The sequence below is a fragment of the Microbacterium sp. KHB019 genome, assembly GCF_037285405.1.
In the GTDB taxonomy this organism is placed as follows: Bacteria; Actinomycetota; Actinomycetes; order Actinomycetales; family Microbacteriaceae; genus Microbacterium.
Window position 1 is genome coordinate 1035941 of the sequence record NZ_JBBDHF010000001.1, and the last position, 17973, is coordinate 1053913.

At 68.1% G+C, this 17973-nt stretch carries 15 protein-coding genes; 6 read left to right on the forward strand and 9 right to left on the reverse strand.

From position 1 onward, the window contains the following. Window positions 1-139: 139 nt before the first annotated feature. Window positions 140-997: a MurR/RpiR family transcriptional regulator gene (locus tag KHB019_RS05080; RefSeq protein ID WP_337458211.1), complete on the forward strand. Its 858-nt coding sequence runs from the start codon at window positions 140-142 to the stop codon at window positions 995-997. A 3-nt stretch (window positions 998-1000) separates the two neighbouring features. Here KHB019_RS05080 and KHB019_RS05085 read toward each other — a convergent pair whose 3' ends face one another. Continuing rightward, window positions 1001-2110 carry a DUF998 domain-containing protein gene (locus KHB019_RS05085; RefSeq protein WP_337458212.1) on the reverse strand — a complete coding sequence of 370 codons (1110 nt, stop codon included), beginning with the start codon at window positions 2108-2110 and terminating at the stop codon, window positions 1001-1003. A 149-nt stretch (window positions 2111-2259) separates the two neighbouring features. On the opposite strand from KHB019_RS05085, the gene KHB019_RS05090 reads away from it, so the two are divergent. Continuing rightward, a complete protein-coding gene (locus KHB019_RS05090; RefSeq protein WP_337458213.1) occupies window positions 2260-3969 on the forward strand; it encodes a thiamine pyrophosphate-binding protein in 1710 nt (569 codons plus the stop codon). Between the two features lie 27 nt (window positions 3970-3996). Next, on the forward strand, window positions 3997-4860 hold the full coding sequence (locus KHB019_RS05095; protein ID WP_337458214.1) for a PhzF family phenazine biosynthesis protein: 864 nt from the start codon (window positions 3997-3999) through the stop codon (window positions 4858-4860). Between the two features lie 4 nt (window positions 4861-4864). Here the strand turns inward: KHB019_RS05095 and KHB019_RS05100 are convergent, their stop codons facing one another. The 8 genes from KHB019_RS05100 to KHB019_RS05135 all read right to left on the reverse strand — a co-directional run bounded on the left by KHB019_RS05100 (window position 4865) and on the right by KHB019_RS05135 (window position 14139). Continuing rightward, on the reverse strand, window positions 4865-6592 hold the full coding sequence (locus KHB019_RS05100; RefSeq protein WP_337458215.1) for a Na+/H+ antiporter: 1728 nt from the start codon (window positions 6590-6592) through the stop codon (window positions 4865-4867). Between the two features lie 119 nt (window positions 6593-6711). Continuing rightward, the gene (locus tag KHB019_RS05105; protein WP_337458216.1) at window positions 6712-7092 is read right to left on the reverse strand and encodes a VOC family protein; all 381 of its coding nucleotides are present in this window, start codon (window positions 7090-7092) and stop codon (window positions 6712-6714) included. An 82-nt stretch (window positions 7093-7174) separates the two neighbouring features. Beyond that, entirely contained in the window at window positions 7175-7798 is a 624-nt protein-coding gene (locus KHB019_RS05110; RefSeq protein ID WP_337458217.1) for a response regulator transcription factor, read from the reverse strand. Beyond that, complete coding sequence (locus KHB019_RS05115) at window positions 7792-8991, reverse strand: sensor histidine kinase (protein ID WP_337458218.1); 1200 nt, start codon at window positions 8989-8991, stop codon at window positions 7792-7794. The genes KHB019_RS05110 and KHB019_RS05115 overlap by 7 nt, the downstream gene beginning before the upstream one ends. 10 nt (window positions 8992-9001) lie before the next feature. Continuing rightward, on the reverse strand, window positions 9002-9763 hold the full coding sequence (locus tag KHB019_RS05120; protein WP_337458219.1) for an ABC transporter permease: 762 nt from the start codon (window positions 9761-9763) through the stop codon (window positions 9002-9004). A gap of 2 nt (window positions 9764-9765) precedes the next feature. After that, window positions 9766-10752, reverse strand: a complete 987-nt coding sequence (locus KHB019_RS05125; RefSeq protein ID WP_337458220.1) for an ABC transporter ATP-binding protein — start codon at window positions 10750-10752, stop codon at window positions 9766-9768. A 96-nt stretch (window positions 10753-10848) separates the two neighbouring features. Next, a complete protein-coding gene (locus KHB019_RS05130) occupies window positions 10849-12702 on the reverse strand; it encodes an FAD-dependent monooxygenase (RefSeq protein WP_230102018.1) in 1854 nt (617 codons plus the stop codon). 63 nt (window positions 12703-12765) lie between these two features. Further along, complete coding sequence (locus KHB019_RS05135; protein ID WP_230102017.1) at window positions 12766-14139, reverse strand: MFS transporter; 1374 nt, start codon at window positions 14137-14139, stop codon at window positions 12766-12768. 109 nt (window positions 14140-14248) lie between these two features. Between KHB019_RS05135 and KHB019_RS05140 the strand changes: the two genes are divergently transcribed. The 3 genes from KHB019_RS05140 to hpaE are packed head-to-tail and all read left to right on the forward strand — an operon-like array spanning window position 14249 to window position 17971. Next, window positions 14249-15751 (forward strand): fumarylacetoacetate hydrolase family protein, encoded by a 1503-nt coding sequence (locus KHB019_RS05140; RefSeq protein WP_443193186.1) that lies wholly within the window; start codon window positions 14249-14251, stop codon window positions 15749-15751. Further along, window positions 15748-16449 carry a GntR family transcriptional regulator gene (locus KHB019_RS05145; RefSeq protein ID WP_325471253.1) on the forward strand — a complete coding sequence of 234 codons (702 nt, stop codon included), beginning with the start codon at window positions 15748-15750 and terminating at the stop codon, window positions 16447-16449. The genes KHB019_RS05140 and KHB019_RS05145 overlap by 4 nt, the downstream gene beginning before the upstream one ends. A gap of 25 nt (window positions 16450-16474) precedes the next feature. Then, window positions 16475-17971, forward strand: a complete 1497-nt coding sequence (gene hpaE, locus KHB019_RS05150; RefSeq protein ID WP_325471252.1) for a 5-carboxymethyl-2-hydroxymuconate semialdehyde dehydrogenase — start codon at window positions 16475-16477, stop codon at window positions 17969-17971. Window positions 17972-17973: the final 2 nt, after the last annotated feature.

Below are 17973 nucleotides of genomic sequence, written 5' to 3' on the forward strand. Positions count from 1 at the left end.
CAACTCTCAGAACAGCTCGGCTTCGGAAAGAGTCTACATGGCACGTAAACTTTTTGAAAAGAATTTACCATCGGTCGACTCACCGCCGAGACAAGACCGTCGACGCGACATACTGTAATCCCAGCACTCAGGAGCGCGGATGAGCATCCAGACCACCATCGAAGCGGCCGCTTCGACCCTGCCGCCCTCGCTCGCGCGCATCGCGACAGTCGTACGCGAGAGTCCGTCCGTCGTCGTCGACATGACGATCAACGAACTCGCGAACCGATGCAGCACGTCGGTGGCCTCGGTCGTGCGATTCTGCCGAGCGATCGGATTCAGCGGTTACGCTCCCCTGCGCATGGCTCTGGCGACCGAACTCGGCAAAGAGGCGGCGCAGTTCTCCGCCAGGGGCATGGTCGGACCCGAGATCTCGGACGGCGATTCGCTGCGCGAGGCGGTCTCCAAACTCGCCGCCCTCGAGCTGCTCGCCATCGAGGAGACCGTGGAGGCGCTCGACTTCGACGTGCTCGAGGCCGCGATCACCGATATCGATCGAGCAGACCGCATCCTGCTGTACGGCATCGGAGCCAGCCAATTCGTGGCCGAGGACCTGGCGCAGAAGCTCCTTCGCGTGGGGCGCAACGCCCACGTGCTCCGCGATCCGCATGAAGCCGTCGCAGCGACGGTCCTCAACACGGGACCGACCGTCGCGATCGGGTTCTCCCATTCGGGGACGACGAACGAGACGGTGCGGTTCCTGCGCACCGCGCGACAGAGCGGCGCAGCGACGATCGCCGTGACCTCCGCCAAGAGCTCGCCCCTTGCGCGTGCCGCGGACCACGCGCTGTTCACCGAGGTGCGTGAGTCGTCCTTCAGGGCCGGCGCGATGGTCAGCCGGATCGCACAGCTCACGGTCGTCGACTGCCTGTTCGTCGGCATCGGCAAGCGTCGGTTCGCCGAGACGATGGATGCCCTCCAGCGCACCCGCGAAGCCACTCGCGCTCTGCGCGACTGAGTTTCACACCGCCGGCTGCTGCTCGACGGCGTTCTCGGTCGCCGGCTGCGACTGCACGTCGTCGGCGGCACGCAGGAACACGATGATCCAGCTGAAGATGAGTATTGCGGCGATCAGCTCGACCGCGGTGAGGTTGTAGTAGCCGGTCGCGAAGAAGATGCCCAGCAGGACGATCACGGCGACGTACACGTAGCCCATCCCCACAAACACGCGCGAGATCGACGGGAGCAGCCACGGCAGCGCGATCACGACCGCTGCGAAGGCGACGGCCATGCCCGTTGCCACGGTGTTGTGCACGATGAAGAACGCGTCGACAGGGAAGACACCGACGCAGGTGAGGAAGATCCCCATCAGGATCATGCCGATCCGAACGTAATGGCGGCCGCGCTTCTGCTGCGGATCGGCGACCGGCAGACCGGCGGTCGCATAGCGGCTGACCGTCGTGACGATGACCCCCGCGACGATCAGCGTTCCGTTGAAGATCCAGGCGGAATCGTTGCTCGCCATGCCGAGGGCCGAGAGGTTGTCGCGCCACCAGTGCCGGTCGGTCGCCGTGAGCATGCTCGCGAAGGCGCCAACCACGAGGAAGATCGCGAGCACCAGCGAGAGCATCATGGGCGTGAGGGATGCCGCGCTCAGGAAGCACACGTATGCCGTGAGCGCGAAGGCCACGGCCACGAGGATCGCACCGGGGAAGTCGTAGACGGGAGCATCCGCGAAGCTGAGTTCGAGCAGCGCGGCGATGCCGGACCAGCCCAGCAGGGCGGTCGCGGCGTACGCGAGGGTGATGGCCGCCGTGTCGTACCAGCGCAGGCGATCGTCGCGCATGGTGAGGCCGTCGGCCTGTGCGGCTATCCGGCCCCGCCGCACGACGACCCGCCCCAGCAGCACCGAGAGGATGGCGACGACCGCTCCGCCGACGGCGGCGTACGCCCCGATCGACCAGGCGCCGGCGATGTCGAGCTCTCGTCCCCAGAACAGCGGGAGCGACACCACGAATCCGACGGAGAAGAACGCTGCCCCGACGAGAAGCGCCGTCGTCTCGAGCGACAGGGAGCCGGCCCTCGAACGCCGAACCAGGTCGTGCCAGAGAGAAGCCGCGCGTGTCGCCATGCGACCATTCTGGCCGGAGTGCGGAGCTAGAATCGAGGGGTCCGGTTCAGCCGGTGCTCGAAAAAAGGGCACGAAGCCGACGTCGCATCGATGCGCCGCGCGAGACACATACGGAATCTCTCACCGATACCGTCTCGAAAGGCACTGTTATGCCCTCCGTCTCCGCTCACGTCGCCCTCACGCTGGCGCAGCACATCGACGCCGTCTTCGGCGTGATGGGCAACGGCAACGCGTACTTCCTCGATGCTCTCGAACGCGACACCGACGCTTCGTTCACCGCGGTCCGCCACGAACAGGGCGCGGTGGTGGCGGCCGATGCGCACTATCGCGCGTCGGGCAGGATCGCCGCCGGTACGGCCACGTACGGCGCCGGCTTCACGAACACGCTGACGGCGCTCGCTGAGGCGGTTCAGGCACGCATTCCGCTGGTTCTCGTCGTCGGCGACGAGCCCACATCGGGTCCGCGGCCGTGGGACGTCGACCAGATCGCCCTGGCGTCGGCCGTCGGCTCTCGTACGTACACGGTGGGCAGAGCGGATGCCGCGGCGACCACGATCATCGCCATCGAGCATGCTCTGACCTATCGACTGCCGGTCGTGCTGGCCATCCCCTACGATGTCGCCGCGCTCGAGGCAGGGCCGGTGCCCGAGGCGCCGTCACCGCGCTCCCCTGCTCCGCTCGCTCCGAAGGGCGAGTTCGCCGACGGGATGCTCGACGAGATCGCAGCAGCCCTCCGGGACGCCGAGCGCCCGTTCCTGCTGGCCGGCCGGGGCGCGTGGCTTGCGGGAGCCGGTGAAGCGCTCGGCGCTCTGGCCGACGCGACCGGGGCGCTCACGGCATCCACCGCGCTGGGGCGGGGCGTCTTCCCCTCCGCGGAGCACGACCTGGGCGTGACGGGTGGGTTCGGCGCCGAGGGCGCCATGGACCTCGTCCGCGAGGCGGATGTCGCGGTCGTCTTCGGAGCGTCGCTGAACCAGTTCACGATGCGCTTCGGCGAGCTGTTCGCACCGGGGACCCGGGTGTTCCAGGTGGATGTCGCGCCGGCCGCGACGCACGCGAACGTCGGCGGGTTCGTCCGCGGTGATGCTCGCGTGGTGGCGGAGGCGCTCGTCCAGCGCCTCGCCTCCATGAGAAACCATCTCCGGCACGAGAAACCACGCGGGGAAGGGTTTCTCGCGCCGGAAGTGGTTTCTCAAGGCGGGCCGTGGCGTGAGACCGTCGACGTGGCGGCGGCCCGGACGTATGACGGCGGCGACGAACTCGCCCCCGACGGCCGACTCGACCCGCGCTCCGCCGCCCGTCGCATCGCCGAGCTGCTGCCGCAGGACCGCGTCGTCGTCTCGGACGGCGGGCACTTCATCGGGTGGGCGAACATGTACTGGCCGGTGGCATCGCCCGACCGCATGATGATGATCGGCACCGCCTTCCAGGCGATCGGCCAGGGCTGGCCGAGTGTCGTCGGCGCGACCCGCGCGAGGCCCGAATCCACGATCGTCCTCACCAGCGGTGACGGCGGCGGGTTGATGGCGATCGCGGACCTCGAATCAGCCGTTCGTGCAGCAGGAGGCCGTGGCTGCGCCGTCGTCTGGAACGACGCCGCCTACGGTGCGGAAGTGCATCTGTACGGACTCAAGGGCCTGGCCGAGGACCCCATGCGCATCCCGGAGGTCGACTTCGCCGCCTTCGCCGCGGCAGTCGGTGGCGAAGGCGTCGTCGTGCGCACTCTCGAGGACCTCGAGCGACTGGAGACGTGGTCTGCGGAGCCGGCATCCGAGCGGCCTTTCCTGCTTCTCGACCTGCGCATCTCCCCCGCCGTCGTCGCGCCGTACCAGCAGGAGATCATCCGCGTGAACAGCTGATGCGCTCCCTCCGATAGGCTCCTCGCCATGGCCGATGCCCCCGAGATCCTGCGCTACAGCGCGTTCGCAGCGACACCGGAGGGCGGCAATCCGGCGGCTGTCGTCCTGGATGCTGCGCACCTCGACGATGCGTCGATGCAGCGGATCGCGGCCGAAGTCGGGTACTCGGAGACGGCGTTCGTCATCGGTCAGGATGTCGAGACGCACAGGTATCGGGTGAGATTCTGGTCGCCGGCCGCCGAAGTGCCGTTCTGCGGCCACGCAACCGTCGCGACGGCCGTCGCACTGGTCGAACGGGGCGGCGCCGGGGACGCATCCTCCGAAACCCTGTCTTTCGAAACACAGGGGGGACGCGTGGAACTGCGCCCGACGCGGAGCACCGACGGCTCCGTCACGGTGTCTTTCACCAGCGTGGAGCCCGAGGTCCGCGACATCGACGTGCGGGTGCGCGACCGGCTGCTCGCCCTTCTCGGACTCGGCGAGGCCGATATCGACCCGCGCTTCCCCGTACGCGAATCGTTCGCGGGCAATTGGCATCCGATCGTCGTCATCACTGATCCGGAGGTGTTCCACCAGTTCCGCTTCTCCCCCGCCGAGGTCGCCGCCCTCATGCGCGAGCAGGGCTGGCTCGGGACCGTGACCGTGCTCCATGCCCTGAGTCCGTGGGAGTTCGAGGCCCGCAACCTCTTCCCCGTCGGAAGGATCACTGAAGACCCGGCGACGGGCTCGGCCGCCGCGTCCACCGGCGCGTACCTGCGCGCCCAGGGATATCCGGAGCAGGTGATCCGGATCCAGCAGGGACGGCACGTCGGCCGGCCGAGCACCCTCGACGTGAGGATCCCGACCGCAGGCGGCATCGAGGTGACCGGCGGCGCGACGCGGATCGCCTGATCGCTCAGTCGAGTGGTTCGATCCCCTGCATGCGAACCTGCTCGAGGTCGAGGTTCGCAGAGATCCGCCGGACGACGATGTCATCGACCGTTCCCGACCGGCGCAGGCTCAGCAGCACCTCGCGCTTGTGGTCGAGCATCGCCAGCTTGAGTCTCGAGAACTCGTCGTACCTGATCAGCGGCGAGCGCTGCTCCAGGTCCACATCGGCGGACGTCGCGACCATCTGCAGCGTCGTTCCGTCGACGACCGTCGGCGCACTGCTCACGTCGGCGGAACCGTCGGCGAACGGGTCGGGAGCGCCGAGCATGTCCTCCATCGCGCCGACCTCGGCGTCGATGAGCGCCCGCTCCCTCGCCATCGCCCTGGCGTTGGCGAGCTCCAGCATCTCGTACCCGTCCCGCCGCACACGATCGCGCACCTCATCGCTGATGCCGTGCTCGGACGCCAACGCGTCGAGCGCCGCCATCGCCGACCCCGAGATCGCACGCTCAGCGAGCTCGAACTCCTCGTCCTCGCCGTGGTCGACGGGGTACCGCGCCCAGCGGACCACCGCTGGGAGCAGCGGCCCCTGGACCAGCAGGCTCAGCAGGATCACTCCCGCGGTGACGAAGATGACCTCGTCGCGGCCCGTGAGCGCCGAGCCGTCCGGCATCGTGAGCGGCACGGAGAGAGCGATCGCGAGCGAGACGGCACCGCGCATGCCCGCCATCGTGCTGACCACCATCATGCGTGTGCGCAGACCCCGCGGATGCTGCGCGCCGCCGCGCTGGAACGGCACCGAGAGCAGCTGGAACAGGAACCGCACGACGAGCAGCGCGACCCACACCGCGACTGTGGCGAGTGAGAGCCAGCCGATCATCGGCAGCGACGTCTGGTGGACGACCCACTGCACCTCGAGACCGATGAGCACGAACAGCGCGCCGTTGAGCAGGAACACCCCGAACGGCCAGGCGGCCTCGGATTGGCGGCGGGATGCCGCCGTCGTGATCCGCGGGCCCACGTAGGCGGCGATGAGGCCGGCCACCACGACAGCCAGCACGCCGGACGCATGGATCAGCTCGGCCACCATGAACGCGGTGAACGGCACCAGCAGCATCGTCACGTTGATCGCGATCGTGCTGTGCACTCGCCGAAGCAGCAGCCACGCGGCCGCCGCGACCAGTCCTCCGACGGCGATGCCGCCGACGTAGGACACGACGACGGTCCCGGTGATCATCAACGGCGTGACCTGACCGCCGACCGCGAGCGAGACGGCGATCGCGTACAGCACGAGGGCCGTACCGTCGTTCGTCAGGCTCTCGGCCTTCAGCTTCATGAAACTGCGCCGAGGCAGCAGCCGCCCGAGGGCGGCGACGGCCGTGGCGTCCGGCGGCGCGACCGCCGCGCCGAGGATCAGGGCGATCTCCCATGGCATCCCGAAGAGCACGGCGACCGCGGCGACGGCGAATGCCGAGGCTACGACGAGCAGCGTGCTCATCGGCAGGATGTACCGGAAGTCGCGACGGATCGACCGCAGTGACGTCGTCACGCTCTCCCAGAACAGCATGACCGGCAGGAACAGCAGCAGCACGGTCTCCGGCGGCAGCTGGACCTCGCGCAGGGCGGGGACGAACCCGAGCAGCAGACCGAACACCACGAGCACCAGGGGCAGCGCGAGGCGCACCCGGGGCGCGAGAAGTGTTCCGACCAGAATCGTCAGCCCGAGCAGGACTGTGACCTCAAGACCTTCCATACGCGCACCCATCTGCCGTCGCGGACGGGCGCGACGTGCGAAGAGACACAGCGCCCGTCAGGCAAACCGTATTCCCGACTCGCCGCACGCGGAAGCCCCGAATGCGAACGCGTCGCGGATCAGCCGGCTGTGCTGTAGTCGGGCATCTGCTGCAGAGTCCAGGTGTTGCCGTCCGGGTCGTCGAACGTCACGAACCTGCCCCAGGCCTGCTCGTCGACACCGTCGGCCTCGACCCCTGCATCGCGCAGTTGCGCGAGCGCAGCATCCGCATCGGGCACGACGACCTGGATCGTGTTCTGTTGACCGGGCTCCAGGTCGACCCCCAGTCCCTCGCCGAACGCGATCGAGCACGCCGACCCAGGCGGGGTCATCTGGACGAACCGCAGGCCCTCCTGCACCACGTGATCGTGGTCGGCGTTGAACCCGATCCCGACGTAGAACGCCTTCGCCCTGTCGACATCCGTCACCGGCACGAAGATTAGCTCGATCTTCCAATCCATCACGCACTCCTCCTGGCGAGCGTCGGCGCCCGACCACGGCTCACGCTACGCGCGGGGTCGGACATCCGACGCGGACGATCGGCTAGATCCAGCCCTTGTCCTGCGCGATCCGCACGGCCTGCGCTCGATTCGCGGCCCCCACCTTTCCGATCGCGGCCGACAGGTTGTTGCGCACCGTCCCCGCAGACAGGAATACCTCGGCGGCGATGGCCGCTGCGCTGCGTCCATCGGCCGCGAGCCGCAGCACCTGCTGCTCGCGATCGCTCAGCGGGTTGGCGCCTTCGAACAGGCTCGCCTCGGCGAGCGCGGAGTCGACGACCCGCAGTCCCGAATGCACACGTCGCACCGCATCGGCCAGTTGCTCCGCCGGGGCGTCCTTCACGACGAAACCACTGGCGCCGGCATCCAGAGCAGAGCGAAGGTAGCCGGGCCGCGCGAAAGTCGTCACGATGAGCACGCGCGTGTCAGGGCTGGCGGCGCGCACAGCGCGCGTCGCGGCGATGCCGTCCATCCCCGGCATCTGGATGTCCATCAGGCACACGTCCGGGGCGGTGTCGGCGACCAGTCGGACCGCCTGCTCGCCATCCCCTGCCACCCCCACGACCGTGAGATCGTCCTCGAGTTCCAGCAGCGCAGCCAGCGCGCCGCGCAGCATCGCCTGGTCATCGACGATGACGATGCGGATCGTCGCTGCATCCGTCACCATGTCACCTCGATCCGGGTACCGCCCGGCTCATTCGAGTGCACAGTCAATGCTGCGCCGCCGGTGGTCGCACGCTCTCGCATGCCCCGCATCCCGTTGCCCTCACCGCCGGCGAGACCGCGACCGTCATCGGCGACCGAGAAACTCCCCGGCACCATCCGCACGGTCATCGTGCGCGCGCCGGCGTGGCGCAGCACGTTGGTCGTCGCCTCGCGTAGGATCCAGCTCGCGGTCAGCGACTGCGCCGGCGACAACGCCGCCGCGTCGCCCTCCACCCTCATCGACACGTCTGCGGCAGCCAACGCTCCGCGGCACGACTCGAGTTGATCGATGAGGGTCGCATTGCGCACCCCGGCCACCGTCGCACGCACACCGGCGATCGCCTCTGCCGTGAGCGATTCGATGTCGGCGAGCTCGGCCTTGGCCCGCTCAGGGTCGCTGTCCATGAGCTTGCGCACCAACTGAGCCTTGAGCTTCACCACCGTCAGCGAATGACCGACCAGATCATGCACGTCGCGGGCGACGGCCTCGCGCCCCTCGCTGGTGGCGAGTTCGAGACCGAGCTTCTCAGCCTCAGCGGAGCGGATGATGAGGCTCGTCGAGACCGTGTTGACGACGCCGAGAAGTGCGAGGATCGCGAGGATCGTCAGATAGTCCAGCCCTCCGGGCGTCAGGAACACGATCAGCGCGGTGATGACGATGCTCGCTGCCAGAGTGAGCCAGTGCGCCAGGCGCGTGAGCCCGTACGATGCGAACGACATGATGAACGGCATGAAGCTCAGCGCTGACCCGCCCGCGGCCGGCACCGTCAGCACCGCGCACACGATCATCCCTCCGAAGGCCACCCACTGGATCGGCTTCGGAGGGTCCGTGAGCCCGCCGCCGCCGAAGCTCATGCCGTTCATGAACCCCGCGACGTAGACCAGGATGAACGCTCCGAGCGCCACCCAACCGGTGATGATCCAGGCTTGTGCGGCATCCGATCGCAGCAGCGCGATCACCGGGTAGGCGAGGAACACCAGCCAGACCGCTGCCATGACCCATCCGAAGCGTTCCCACGGCGATCTGGCTCCCTGGCCAGGGCTCGTCCTGCTTCGACGGCTCCCCGGTGCGCCCAACGCGGCTGGGGTGACGCCGGCCGCTGTGGCCGCCGCCGCATCCCGCGCATCCCGCGATCGCGTCACGTCATCCGTCATGCTGTCGACACTATCGGCGAGAACGCGACCGCTTGACGCCGAATGCCACGAGGACGGCGAACACGATCAGCCATGCCACGACGTTCAGCGAGACCATCAACAGCGAGTCGGTCTGCCCTGTTGTGAGAACGCCATCCGTGAGCGGCCAGCGGCTCAGCGCCACGAACCCGTACAAAGGTGTGAAACGGGCGATGTCGAGCATCACGCCGTCGAGCGGGATGAAGACGTTGCCGAAGAACGCGAAGAACGTCATCGAGATGGATGCCAGCGCCGCCGCCGTGTCGGAGTTGAAGAACAGTCCGACGCCGAGGCCGTACAGGCCGAACATGAGTCCGATGGCCAGGATGATCCCTGCGGTCGCCCACCAGCGCCAGGCTTCCGTCGCCTCTGCGCCGGTCATGAGCCCTGCGATGAAGACGAGGAGCACGGCGAGCGCCGAGAACGAGACCGCAGTGAGGAGCTTCGTCCACGCGTAGCCTGCTGTGCCGAGCGGGGTCATCGCGAGCTGGCGTCCCCACCCCTGCTTGGCCTCGGTCGCGGCGAGCGATGTGATCGAGCTCATGGCCACGGCAGTGCCGTAGGCCGCCATGGACACCATGACGTAGAACTTGACGTTGCCGTTGCCTGCGGTGATCGAGCCGTAGCCCATGCTCGCGCCGAACAGCAGGTACATCGCGACGGGCATGCCCAATGTGAACGCGAGCGTGTACGGGTTGCGGATCTGGCGGATGGCCTCGACGCGCAGCATCGTGGGTGAGATCGACATGGTCATGATCAGTCCTCCGTGAGAGCTGTGAAGGCGGTTTCGAGGGTGGGGGCCGCGATCTCGAGATCGTGGGCCCCGGCGTTCAGAAGAGCGGATGCCGCAGCGTCCGAGTCCAGAGCTCGCAGGCTCACGCGATCGGCGTCGACGCGGACGTCGCTGATGCCGTCGGTCTCGCTCAGCCGCTGGACGAGAGCGTCTCCCCCCGCTGTCGGCAGGTTCGCGGCGAGCGTGCGGCCGCCGAGGTTCGCGCGCAGCTGCGCGGTGGGTGCATCGGCGACGATGATGCCGCGGTGCATGACCACGGTTCGCCGCGCGAACTGCTCGGCCTCCTCGAGGTAATGCGTGGCGAAGATGATGGTCCGCCCGGCATCCGCATCGGCACGCATGACGTCCCAGAAATGGCGGCGGGCGTTCACGTCCATGCCTGCGGTCGGCTCGTCGAGCACGAGGATGTCGGGGTCCGCGACCAGCGCGAGCGCGAACTTCACCCGCTGCTGCTCGCCGCCGGAGCACTTGGAGATGCGGCGGCGGGCGAGCCCCGCGAGCTCGGTGCGGGCGAGGACCTCTGGCACGCGCGCGAGCGACTCGCGCCCGTGCAGGGATGCGATGACTTCGACCGTCTCACGGACGCTGAGGTCGGAGAGCAGTCCTCCGGTCTGCAGCACCCCGGCGATCACGCCGGCCTTGGCCGCCCTGCCCGGCTTGTTCCCGTACACCGAGACGGTTCCGGTGCTCGGGTCCGTCAGCCCGAGGAGCATGTCGAGTGTGGTCGTCTTGCCTGCACCGTTCGGGCCGAGGAGGGCGACCACCTCGCCACGACGGATGCTGAGATCCAGCCCGTCGACCGCCTTCACCGTGCGCTCCCCCAGGCCGAAGTGCTTGGTGAGGCCGGCGATGGAGACGGCTGTCTCGGATGCTGTGGCCGATGTGCTCGTGCCGGATGCGCTCGGGCGGGATGTGCTCGGGCGGGTCGGTGCTGCCGCTGCTGTGGTCATGGTTCCAGCGTGGCGGACGCCGTCCGCCCGATCAGGAGGGCGGTGTCACCTCCTGCACATGACACGTGTCATCCGGATGCGGCCCGCCCGCCGCACTCAGGCCGGGAGGAACGCGCCGTCGAGGAAGGCGGCGAGTTCGGCCGTGGCATCCAGCGGCAGCACCGCGGCGACGTACTGATCAGGGCGCACTACCACGACAACGCCGTCGCGGGACAGCTCCCGCTCGTCGAAGATGTCGCTGCGGCACCAGGCGTTCGGCGCCGCGGAGTAGACCTTCTCCCAGTCCGTGAGTCCGAGCGGCCCCGTCCGCGGCAGGAACAGCTGAGGCGCGGCCAGCTGATCGAGCGAATCGAACGACTCCTGATACACGACCTTCGCGTCGATGACGGCATCCGCATCGGCATCCGCCGGGGTGACACGGGCGATCAGAGGCGCGACCGCCGACGCCCACTCGCGCAGGCGCGTGCCACCGGCATCCGCGAACGCATACACGCGCCAGCGACCGTCGGCCTTCGCATGGTGGCCGAGGTGCACGACGTTGCCGTCGCAGACCCGGACGACCTCGGCCGACTTGAACCGCTTGCCGATCGGGAACCCGGCGGCCAGACCCTGATGCGACGCGTCGCCGGTGATGGCGGAGGGGCCGTACTGGGTCATGAAGCCGGAGGGGAACTCCGCCGTGCCGAGATAGTAGTTGGCGAGCTCCTGCGGGTCGGAGATCTCCTCTGGTTTGCGCGCCATGAGCGATGACCATTCGCGGTCGAAGTCGATCAGCTGCTGAGCGACCGGGCGCCGCTCCGCGCCGTAGGTGGCGAGCAGGCTCTCCGGCGACCGGCCGGTGAGAACGGCGCCGAGCTTCCACCCGATGTTGAACCCGTCCTGCATCGACACGTTCATGCCCTGACCGGCCTTGGCGCTGTGGGTGTGGCAGGCGTCGCCGGTGAGGAACACGCGGGGCGTGCGGTCGGAATCGTCGATGACGTCGTCGAACCCGTCGGTCACCCGGTGTCCGACCTCGTAGACGCTGTGCCAGGCGATCTCCTTCACGTCGAGCGTGTACGGATGCAGGATCTCGTTGGCCTTCTCGATGATCTTCTCGATCGGCGTCTGGCGCACCCGGTGGTTGTCGTCGGCTGCGACCTCGCCGAGGTCCACGTACACGCGGCTGAGGTATCCGCCCTCGCGCGGGATGTGCAGGATGTTGCCCGCCTTGGCGTTGATCGCGCACTTGGTGCGCCAATCGGGGAAGTCGGTGTTCACCAGGATGTCCATCACGCCCCAGGCGTGTGCTGAGAATGCGCCGACGTGCTTGCGCCCGATCGCCTCCCGCACGCCGCTGCGGGCGCCGTCGGAGCCGATGACGTACTTCGCTCGGATCGTACGCTCCCCCGACGCCTGGCGGACGCGCACCTCGACCGGGTGATCGCCCTCGTCGTGCACGGTCAGGCCCAGGAACTCGACGCCGTAGTCGGGCACGATGCGCCCTGGGCCGTGGGCTGCCGCTTCGGCGAAGTAGTCCAGCACCCGCGCCTGGTTCACGATGAGATGCGGGAACTCGCTGATCTTGAACCCGTAGTCCTCGGTACGGGTGGTCCGGATGATGTTCTCGGGGTTAGCGGGATCCGGATTCCAGAAGTTCATCCATCCGATGTTGTAGGCCTCGGCGATGATGCGTTCGGCGAACCCGAATGCTTGGAAGGTCTCGACGCTGCGCGGCTGGATGCCGTCCGCCTGACCGAGCACGAGACGCCCCTCGCGCTTCTCGATGATCCGCGTCGTGACGCTCGGGAACTGCGACATCTGCGCCGCCAGCAGCATACCGGCGGGGCCGGAGCCGACGATGAGCACGTCCATCTCGTCCGGCAGATCAGCGGAGCGATCGATCCCCGTGCCCGCCGCCGCGACGATGCGCGGATCCTGAGAGACGTAGCCGTGGTGATGGAACTGCATCGATTCTCCTTGTTGGTACGTTCTGTCGGGGCGGATGCCGCATGCATCCGCCCCGTCGATGGCTCAGGCCTTGGCAAGCCCGTAGATCGGGCTGACCGACTGCTCCTCCTCGTGATCCGGCCCGAGCGGGATGCCGCTGCGGTCGCGCAGCAGCAGCGTCGCGATGAGGCCGATGACCGTCATGCCGGCGAGGTACCACGTGACCGACATCGTCGTGCCGGTGCTCTTGACGAGCGCGGTGGCGATCGTCGGCGCGAACGCGCCGCCCGCTATCGCGCCGATCGCGTACGAGATCGAGACGCCGGAGAAGCGGATGCTGGCGGGGAACAGCTCGGTGTACAGCGCTGCCTGCGGGCCATAGGTGAAGCCGAGACCGATCGTGAGGATCGCGAGCCCGGCGAACAGCAGTCCGATGCTTCCGGTGTTCACCAGCGGGAACAGCGCGAACACGCCGACGAGCTGCAGGACCCAGCCGATGATGTACGTCGTGCGGCGACCGAGCCGATCGGAGACGAAGCCGGCGATCAGAGTCGACAGCAGCCAGGTGACTGCGGATCCCGCGACGGCCCAGAGCACGGGTCCTCGGTCGAGGGCGAGCGGGCCTTCGGGGTCGGTCGAGTAGTTCTGGATGTAGCCGCCGGTGGTCATGTATCCGACGGCGTTGTTGCCGGCGAACACGAGCGCAGCGATGATCACGAGCAGCAGGTGCTTGCGGAACAGCTGCACGATCGGCATCCGCGCCTTCTCCTTGCGCTCGGCGAGTTCAGCGAAGACCGGGCTCTCCTCGACGTTGCGACGCACGTAGTAGCCGACCAGGATCAGCACGACGCTGAGCAGGAACGGGATGCGCCAGCCCCACGCGACGAACTGCTCTCCCGGGGCGATGGCGGTCATGATGGCCATGACGCCCGATGCGAGCAGCAGCCCCAACGGCACGCCGATCTGCGGCGATGCGCCGAATGCCCCGCGCTTCTTCTTGGGCGCGTGCTCGACGGCCATCAGGACCGCGCCTCCCCACTCGCCGCCTGCGGAGAGTCCCTGCAGGATCCGCAGCAGCACGAGAAGGATCGGCGCCGTCATGCCGATGTTCTCGTACGTCGGCAGCACACCGATGAGGGCGGTCGCCGCTCCCATCAGGATGAGCGTCCACATCAGCACCCGCTTGCGGCCGAGGCGGTCGCCGAAGTGCCCGGCGAGGAACGCTCCGAGAGGGCGGAACAGGAAGCTGATGCCGACAGTGGCGAACCCGATGAGGATGCTGTCGGCGCCCAGCGCCTTGAAGAACAGCTCCCCGAACACGAGGCCGACGGCGGTGGCGTAGATGAAGAAGTCGTACCACTCGACGGTGGTTCCCACGACCGTGGCGAAGACCACGCGTCGCCGGTCGGCTGGACTGGCGATGGTGCCGGTCGGTGTGAAGCCGGGCTGATCAGTCATTGAAGCTCCTTGGATGACGTCGTTGTCCGGGTGATCAGGTCGTCGTGAAGCGATGCTTGCCACCCGTTGTCAGGATGATATACGATTTCAAATACATCGCACAAGGGCGATGAATCGACGCAAGGAGGCGCTACCTGTGACGGACCAGCCCATTCTCGGCAGCCAGGTCGCCCGCCCGGGCAAGATCATCGCGATCCACCTCAGCTACGCATCCCGCGCCGACCAGCGCGGTCGTCGCCCCGCCCACCCCTCCTACTTCTTCAAGGCGACGAGCTCCGTCGCGGCCTCCGGCGGCACCGTCGAGCGCCCGGCCGGCACCGAGCTGCTCGCCTTCGAGGGCGAGATCGCCCTCGTCATCGGCGAACCGGCGCGCAACGTCAGCCTCGAGGACGCCTGGTCGCACGTGGCCTCCGTCACCGCGGCCAACGATCTCGGCCTCTACGACCTGCGCGCGAACGACAAGGGCTCGAACGTCCGCTCCAAGGGCGGAGACGGCTACACGCCGCTCGGCCCCGACCTCATCGACGCCCGCGCGGTCGACCCGCACGACATCCGCGTCCGGACCTGGGTCAACGGCGAGCTGCGCCAGGACGACGACTCGTCCGGCCTCATCTTCCCGCTCGCGCAGTTCGTCGCCGACCTCTCCCAGCACTTCACGCTCGAGACCGGCGACGTCATCCTCACCGGCACCCCGGCGGGGTCGTCCGTGATCGTTCCCGGCGACGTCGTCGAGGTCGAGGTGGATGCTCCGAACGCGCCGGGTGCGCCCACATCGGGTCGCCTGGTCACCACTGTCGTCCAGGGCGATGTGCCGTTCGACGAGACTCTCGGGTCGATGCCGGCGGTCGATGACCTGCAGCGTACCGAGGCATGGGGATCGGCCGAGGCGGCCGGGCTGGAGCCGGCCCCCGCGACGACGACCGCCCTGTCCGCAGAACTCCGCGCCAAGCTCGAGAAGGCGCCGACCGCAGGGCTCTCGGCACAGTTGCGCAAGCGCGGCCACCACCACTGCTTCATCGACGGCGTGAGCGCGAACCTCCCCGGCACGAAGATCTTCGGCACGGCCCGCACTCTGCGCTTCATCCCCGCACGCGAAGACCTCTTCACCAGCCACGGCGGCGGCTACAACGCGCAGAAGCGGCTGTTCGACACGGTCGACGAGGGCGAGATCATCGTGATCGAGGCGCGCGGGGATGCCACGACCGGCACCCTCGGCGACATCCTGGCGCTGCGTGCCACGGCACGCGGGGCCGCCGGCGTCGTCACAGACGGCGGCGTGCGCGACTTCGACGAGGTCGCGCGCATCGGGCTTCCGGTCTTCTCGCAGGGCGCCCACCCGTCTGTTCTCGGACGGAAGCACGTCCCGTGGGACCTCGACGTCACGATCGCCTGCGGCGGGGCCGCCGTGCAACCAGGAGACGTGATCGTCGGCGACGGCGACGGCGTCATCGTGATCCCGCCGTCCCTCGCGGAGGAGGTCGTCGACGCGACGCTCGCCCAGGAGGACGAGGACTCCTGGATCGCCGTGCAGGTCGAGGCGGGGCATCCCGTCGACGGCCTTTTCCCGATGAACGCCGAGTGGCGCGCCAAGTACGAAGCGAGCCGCGGATGACCAAGGGAAAGACGCTGAGCAAGTCGCAGCAGGCGTACCACTGGATCAAGGGACGCATCGCCAGCCAGACGTTCACGCCCGGGTACCGGCTCGTCCTCGGAAGCATCGCCGGGGAACTCGATATGAGCGTCGTCCCGGTGCGCGAAGCGATCCGCCAGCTCGAGGCCGAAGGGCTCGTGCAGTTCGAGCACAACATCGGAGCCCGCGTCGCCATGGTCGACGACAGTCAGTACCGGAACAGCATGGAGGCCCTCAGCATCCTCGAGGGCAGCGCGACCGCGCTCTCCGCCCCGCGCCTGACGGTCGATGATCTCAAGGCCGCCCGCGCGATCAACGCGAAGATGATCGAGACGCTCGACCACTTCAACCCGTCGGCGTTCACCCAGCTGAACCAGGAGTTCCACGCCGTGCTCATCGCGCCGTGCCCCAACCCTCGGCTGCATGAGCTCGTCACGGTCGAGATGCAGCGCCTGAACCGCCTGCGCGACTCGACATTCAGTTTCGTGCCCGGCCGCGCGCACGAGTCCGTCAAGGAGCACGAACAGATCGTGTCGCTGATCGAGAACGGCGCCCCCGTCGTCGAGATCGAACGCGCCGCGCGCCTGCACCACGCATCCACGCTCGACGCCTATCTCAGCAAAGAGCACGGCGCCGACTCCGACATGCGCGGCGACGCCGCCGCCACCCACGTCCACTGAACTGGTCCACCGCACCGGAGGAATCATGACCGACAACCGCATCCCCGCTGATCTTCCCGATCACATCCAGCACTACATCGACGGCGAGTTCGTAGATTCGATCGACGGCGACACGTTCGAGGTGCTCGACCCGGTGACCAATGAGAACTACACCACCGCGGCAGCAGGCAAGAAAGCCGACATCGACCGTGCCGTCGCCGCCGCCAAACGGGCGTTCGACGAGGGCCCGTGGCCGAAGATGCTCCCCCGCGAGCGCTCGCGCGTCCTGCACCGCATCGCGGACCTCGTCGAGTCCCGCGACAAGCGCCTCGCCGAGCTCGAGTCCTACGACTCCGGTCTGCCGATCACGCAGGCGCTGGGCCAGGCCCGCCGCGCGGCCGAGAACTTCCGCTTCTTCGCCGATCTGATCGTCGCCCAGGCGGATGACACGTTCAAGGTCCCCGGCCGCCAGATCAACTACGTCAACCGCAAGCCGATCGGTGTGGCCGGCCTCATCACGCCGTGGAACACGCCGTTCATGCTCGAGTCGTGGAAGCTCGGCCCCGCGCTCGCGACGGGCAACACCGTCGTGCTCAAGCCCGCCGAGTTCACGCCGCTGTCGGCATCGCTGTGGGCGGGCATCTTCGAGGAGGCAGGGCTGCCGAAGGGCGTCTTCAACCTCGTCAACGGCCTCGGCGAGGACGCCGGCGACGCCCTCGTGAAGCATCCGGACGTGCCGCTGATCTCGTTCACCGGCGAGAGCCGCACCGGGCAGATCATCTTCGCCAACGCCGCTCCGTACCTCAAGGGCCTGTCGATGGAGCTCGGCGGCAAGTCGCCCGCGGTGGTCTTCGCCGACGCCGATCTGGATGCCGCGATCAACGCGACGATCTTCGGGGTGTTCTCCCTCAACGGCGAGCGCTGCACGGCCGGCTCCCGCATCCTCGTCGAACGCAGCATCTATGACGAGTTCGTCGAGAAGTACGCGGCTCAGGCGAAGCGCGTCAAGGTGGGGTTCCCGCACGACCCGTCGACCGAGGTCGGTGCGCTGGTGCACCCCGAGCACTACGACAAGGTCATGAGCTACGTCGAGATCGGCAAGACCGAGGCGCGCCTCGTCGCCGGAGGCGGGCGCCCCGATGGCTTCGAGACCGGCAACTACGTCGCCCCGACCGTGTTCGCCGATGTGTCGCCGGATGCCCGGATCTTCCAGGAGGAGATCTTCGGCCCGGTCGTCGCGATCACTCCGTTCGACACCGACGAGGACGCGCTGGAGCTGGCGAACAACACGCGCTACGGTCTCGCGGCGTACATCTGGACCAATGACCTCAAGCGCGCGCACAACTTCGCGGGCAATGTCGAGGCCGGCATGGTGTGGCTGAACTCGAACAACGTCCGGGACCTCCGCACCCCCTTCGGCGGCGTGAAGGCATCAGGCCTCGGCCACGAGGGCGGCTACCGCTCGATCGACTTCTACACCGACCAGCAGGCCGTGCACATCAACCTCGGTGAGGTCCACAACCCCGTTTTCGGAAAGCAGTGAGG

Bases quoted from the DNA above. Each gene is read 5' to 3' on its own strand.
- KHB019_RS05090 (WP_337458213.1), top strand. From the start codon at position 2,260: ATGCCCTCCGTCTCCGCTCACGTCGCCCTCACGCTGGCGCAGCACATC.
- KHB019_RS05120 (WP_337458219.1), bottom strand. From the start codon at position 9,763: ATGACCATGTCGATCTCACCCACGATGCTGCGCGTCGAGGCCATCCGC.
- KHB019_RS05110 (WP_337458217.1), bottom strand. From the start codon at position 7,798: ATGGTGACGGATGCAGCGACGATCCGCATCGTCATCGTCGATGACCAG.
- KHB019_RS05100 (WP_337458215.1), bottom strand. From the start codon at position 6,592: ATGGAAGGTCTTGAGGTCACAGTCCTGCTCGGGCTGACGATTCTGGTC.
- KHB019_RS05140 (WP_443193186.1), top strand. From the start codon at position 14,249: ATGAATCGACGCAAGGAGGCGCTACCTGTGACGGACCAGCCCATTCTC.
- KHB019_RS05105 (WP_337458216.1), bottom strand. From the start codon at position 7,092: ATGGATTGGAAGATCGAGCTAATCTTCGTGCCGGTGACGGATGTCGAC.
- KHB019_RS05130 (WP_230102018.1), bottom strand. From the start codon at position 12,702: ATGCAGTTCCATCACCACGGCTACGTCTCTCAGGATCCGCGCATCGTC.
- KHB019_RS05135 (WP_230102017.1), bottom strand. From the start codon at position 14,139: ATGACTGATCAGCCCGGCTTCACACCGACCGGCACCATCGCCAGTCCA.
- KHB019_RS05145 (WP_325471253.1), top strand. From the start codon at position 15,748: ATGACCAAGGGAAAGACGCTGAGCAAGTCGCAGCAGGCGTACCACTGG.
- KHB019_RS05085 (WP_337458212.1), bottom strand. From the start codon at position 2,110: ATGGCGACACGCGCGGCTTCTCTCTGGCACGACCTGGTTCGGCGTTCG.
- KHB019_RS05115 (WP_337458218.1), bottom strand. From the start codon at position 8,991: ATGACGGATGACGTGACGCGATCGCGGGATGCGCGGGATGCGGCGGCG.
- KHB019_RS05095 (WP_337458214.1), top strand. From the start codon at position 3,997: ATGGCCGATGCCCCCGAGATCCTGCGCTACAGCGCGTTCGCAGCGACA.
- KHB019_RS05125 (WP_337458220.1), bottom strand. From the start codon at position 10,752: ATGACCACAGCAGCGGCAGCACCGACCCGCCCGAGCACATCCCGCCCG.
- KHB019_RS05080 (WP_337458211.1), top strand. From the start codon at position 140: ATGAGCATCCAGACCACCATCGAAGCGGCCGCTTCGACCCTGCCGCCC.
- hpaE (WP_325471252.1), top strand. From the start codon at position 16,475: ATGACCGACAACCGCATCCCCGCTGATCTTCCCGATCACATCCAGCAC.